Here is a 4,751-nt window from a genome sequence, read left to right on the forward strand (position 1 = left end):
ACTCGCCGTACACGCCCGGGAAATCCAGCGGCATGCGGTGGCTGATGTCCTTGTCGGCATGCAGTTCGATCATCAACGCCGTTTCGCCGGAGAAGCGCTGCAACTGCCGCTGCATCGCGTCCATCGCCAGCAGCAGGCGGCCCGGCTCGTCGCGAGCGTCGGTCGTGACGTCGTTGTCCAGGCGGCCGCTGGCGATGGCCTCGGCGGCACGCGTGGCGCGGTTCAGCGGCATGGTCAGGCTGCGGGTGATCGCCCAGGCCAGGAAGACGCTGACGACCAGGACGGCCACTCCACCTGCGATGAGCATGTTGCGGCCGCGCGCCATGGCGCGCGTTGCCGTGGCGTAGGCGTCGCGCGTCTGCTGTTCCTGCAAGGCGACGTTCTGGCGGATTTTCGCTTGCCACGCAAGCGTGGCCGGGCGCGAACGCTCGGTCAGCAGTGTCTGCGCCTCGGCGTTGCGCCCGGCGCTCGCCAGGTCGATCACCTGATTGTTGAGGGTGCGCGCGATATCGCGCGCGGCATCGATGTCGGCGCGCAATTTGACCACGCTGGCACTGGTTGCGGGAAACTTTTCCAGTTCGTTGCGCAGGTCGCTATAGCGTTGACGCTTATCCTTGATCTCGGCGAGCGCCTCTTTGTTGAGATCCTCGCTGGTCACCATGGACAGCGTGCCGAGTGCGACCAGGATGCTTGAGTTGGCATCGAGCATGTCGTTGCTGATCCGCATCTTCTCGACATTGACCTTGACGATGCTGTCCAGTTCATGGCGCGCGCCTGTCATGGATAAAAGGCCGGCCGCGACCAGCAGGCAGGACAGCAGGATCAGCAGGCCGAAGGCACCGCCGAGGCGGCGTCCCACGTTGTAGCGTTGCAGAAAGGCATTCATGTCGACCTCTTCATTGACGGTGTCCCTGGGGCGTCCAGGTCCTTGTCCCTACAGACTCCGGCTGCGTTCACGTCGCCGGAGAGGTGGGCGTGGCGGTCAGAAAAGTGAAGAAAGGAAACCCAATGTCGTGCCGTACAACATGCCGCCATCGCTCGAAGGTGATATCGGCGTGACGGCGTAGTTCTGGATGCGTCGTTGGTCGTAAGACGATTCCCGACGCTGTCTGATTCATTTCCCTACACGGCTCCTCAAGCGGTGAGCGGCTGCCACTGGGTGCCGATCGCGTCGGCGAGGGCCTGCGCGTTCGGCTGGGACGCCTGCGTGGCATGCGACGTCGCAGCGGTGGCCGAATGGCCGGCCACCACCGCGGCGATGAAGGCCGGGGCAGGGGCGGCATGCGCGGCATGCTGTTCCAGCCGGAACACCGCCACCGCGTCGCTCAGCTGCGCCGCCTGGTCCTCCATCGACCGCGCCGCGGCGGTGGCTTCCTCGACCAGGGCAGCGTTCTTCTGGGTGCTCTCGTCCATCTGCGTGACGGTGCGGTTGACCTGCTCGATGCCGGCGGACTGCTCCTGCGAGGCCGCGGAAATCTCACCCATGATGTCGGTGACGCGGCCCACCGAGGCCACGATCTCCTGCATGGTCTGGCCGGCGCGCTGTACCAGTTCCGCGCCGGTGGCGACGCGGCCGACCGAGTCGTCGATCAGACCCTTGATCTCCTTGGCGGCGTTGGCCGAGCGTTGCGCCAGCACCCGCACCTCGCTGGCCACGACCGCGAAACCGCGGCCCTGTTCGCCGGCGCGTGCGGCTTCCACCGCGGCGTTGAGCGCCAGGATGTTGGTCTGGAAGGCGATGCCGTCTCACCGAAATGATGTCGGCGATCTTCTTCGATGCGGTCTCGATGCCGCTCATGGTGTCCACCACCTGGCCGACCACCGCGCCGCCTTGCGAGGCGACCGCGGCGGCGCCGGCGGCGAGCTGGTTGGCCTGCCGTGCATGCTCGGCGTTCTGCTTGACCGTGGCGGTCAGCTCTTCCATCGAGGCGGCGGTTTCCTCCAGGCTGGCGGCCTGCTGTTCGGTGCGCTGCGACAGGTCGCTGTTGCCCTGGGCGATTTCGGTGGCGGCGCTGTGGATGTCGCCGGCGGCGCGCTGGATGCGGCCGACGATGTCGGCCAGGCGCTCGGCGGTGCCGTTGGCGTCGTCGCGCATGGTGGCGAAGATGCCGTGGAACTCGCCGTGCATGCGCGCGCCGAGATCGCCGTCGGCCAGCGCGCTGAGCAGCCGCGAGACCTCGGCGATGCTGATCGCGTTGGCGTCGAGCAGGCCGTTGAGTTGCTGCGCCAGCATCAGGAAGAAGCCCTGCTTGCCGGTGCGGTCGATGCGCTGCGACAGGTCGCCGGCGGCGGCGCTGCGCACCACCGCGGCCACTTCCGCTTCCACCCGGGTCTCGGCGGTGCGGTCGCGCCATTCGCAGACGAAGCCCAGGTGCGCGCCCTCGGCATTGCGGATGGCGGAAATCTCCTGGGCGATGCAGACCTCGCGGTAGCGCACCTCGCGCTGCGCCGCGCCCTGCCGATCCAGCCGCTGGTAGATCTCGGCGTCCTGCGAATTGCCGACTTCCAGCAGCGCCACCGATTGGCCCAGCAGGGGCGCAGAGCGGTCGAATGCCGGCGCGCAGGCGCGGATGTCCTCGGCGTGGGTCTGCAGCAGGGTCTGCAGCGCGGTGTTGGCGTAGATGATGGTCAGGTCGGGATCGGCGATGTACATGCCGGTGGACGCGTTGTCCAGGGCGGTGCGGATGCGCAGGTTTTCGGCGGCGACGCTGCGTTCGCGTTCGATGCGCTCGCGCAGTTCGCGCTGCATCCGCGCCAGCGCCGCCATCAGGCTGCGCCCGTGCCTGGCCGCGACCGGGATGGGCTGGTCCAGGCGGCCCTCGGCGATGCGCTGGGCCGCGTCCATCGCCACCCGCGGCTCGCCGCCGAGCAATTGCGCGACCGAGCGCAGGATCCAGGCCGCGGCCGCGGCCAGGCACAGCACGGCCACCAGCACCGCGCCGGCCTGCTGCCAGGTGGCGCGCTGGCTCTGCTGTTCGGCGGCTTTGCGGCTCTGCTCGTTCAGCGCCAGGATGCTGTCGCTGATCGTGTCCATCTCGGCTTCCAGCCGCGTGAACTGCGCGGTGAAGTCGGCATAGGCGGCACTGCTGTCGCCCTGCGACTCGGCCAGCGTCACCACCTTGTCGGCGGCGGCGATGTAGCGCTGCAACGCCGGTCCCGCCGCATCCAGTTGCGCGCGCAGGGTGCCGTCCAGCGGCAGCTTCTGGTTGTCGTCCAGCGCCTTGCGGAACTCGCCGGCGTGTTCGCCCAGCGCCGCACGCGCCGCCTTGACCCCGTCCGCATCCCGATGCGCCGCCGCCAGCAGCGCAGCGGTGACGTCGCCACGCAGCGCGTCGTGCATCATGTCGGCCTGCATGTGGTTGCGCAGCGCGTCCGAGGACACGACCTGCGCGGCGACCGAGCGCAGCAGCCCCTGCTGCGCGCCGTAGCCGACCCCGCCCAGCGCGAGCAGGGCGAGCACCGCCACCAGCACCAGGATCCCGAGCATATGCATGATTTTCATCGGTGTGGCCCGATCAGAAACGGAAGGACAGGCCCGCGCCGAGCGCGTGGTCCGGCGAACGGTCGTTGAGGCCGCGGCTGTACACCACGTCCAGCTGCACGTCCTGGGTGAGCAGCCAGGCCGAGCCGATGTCGAGCAGGGCGATGGTGCCGCCGTCGTCGGCATGCGCGATCTGCGGCAGGGCCAGCTCCACGAACGAGCGGGTACGGTCGTTCCAGGCCTTGCCCAGCACCACGCCGAAGATGCCGGCGGTGTAGCGATGCCCGCCGTCGCCTTCGTCGCGGATCACGCCCGGCATCATGCCCAGGGACACGCTGTCGCTGAGTTCCCATTCGGCCACCAGGCGGAACGAGGGGCGTGCGCCGCTGCCGCGTACGTTGCGCGCGCCGCTGGGCAGGTCCACGTGCAGCAGCCAGGCCAGCGAGGCGCCGCCGATCTCGCTGGCCAGGTGGTGCTTGAGGCCCAGCGAGATGTCGGAGAAGCCGGAGACGTCGCCGCCGACGGGGACGTCGATGGTCTGCCAGCCGTCGGTCTCCAGGCGTAGTTCCCAGGTCGGGCCGATGCCGTAGCGGAACAGGGTGGGCGTGGCATAGCCGTCGACATCGCCGTCGCGTTCCCAGGCCACGCTGGTTTCCACCTGCAGGCGACGGTCGCCGACGGTGAGGCTGGATTCGACGAAGTCCGGTCGATCGGTGGCGATCGGCTCGGCCTCGGCATGGACATGGCCTGCGAGGCTGGCGAGGCCGCACAAGGTCAGACAGGTGGCGATAACGCGTCGCTTCATGGCGGCTCCCGTGGCGGTTCGGTCGGAACCGTGGATCCGGGCGCAGTGCGGCCGGCGCCGGGGCGCGCGTCGCGGCGCCCATGGCATGGCAGTTCCGCTTTCTATATCGACCCTGAATACACTTTCTTTACGAGCGTGACGCGCTAAGCGTTCTGTGGACGTCGTCACCCGGTGCCCGGCAGCCGCACCGCGAGACGCACAGCGCGCCTCGCGGTGGCAGCGGGGCGCTGCAGCGGCTCAGAACTCCTGCCACTGCCCGTCGTCGGTCGACGTGGTCGCGCGCGGGACCGCCCGCAACGGCGCCGCTGCCGGTCGCCTTGGTTTTGCCGCCGGGGCAGCAGGGGCTGGCGGAGCGGGGCGGCGCACAGGCGCCGGCGCGGCGCTCGTCACCGTGGCGCTGGTGTCCAGCTTGAACAGGGCCACGGCCTGGTTGAGCTGGCCGGCCTGGTCTTCCATCGAACGCGC

The 4,751-nt window shown here is 69.2% G+C and carries 2 protein-coding genes and 2 pseudogenes; all 4 read right to left on the reverse strand.

The annotated features are described in order from the left end of the window. The coding region (locus tag D180_RS16635) for an MCP four helix bundle domain-containing protein (protein ID WP_017913685.1) at positions 1-886 on the reverse strand (886 nt) is incomplete at its 3' end. A 248-nt stretch (positions 887-1,134) separates the two neighbouring features. Further along, positions 1,135-3,502: pseudogene (locus D180_RS16640) on the reverse strand (methyl-accepting chemotaxis protein). Between the two features lie 13 nt (positions 3,503-3,515). Further along, on the reverse strand, positions 3,516-4,286 hold the full coding sequence (locus D180_RS16645; protein ID WP_017913687.1) for a transporter: 771 nt from the start codon (positions 4,284-4,286) through the stop codon (positions 3,516-3,518). Positions 4,287-4,523: 237 nt separating this feature from the next. Then, positions 4,524-4,751: pseudogene (locus tag D180_RS24655) on the reverse strand (methyl-accepting chemotaxis protein); the annotation flags it as partial.

The sequence above is a fragment of the Xanthomonas sp. SHU 166 genome, assembly GCF_000364685.1.
Lineage (GTDB): Bacteria > Pseudomonadota > Gammaproteobacteria > Xanthomonadales > Xanthomonadaceae > Xanthomonas_A > Xanthomonas_A sontii.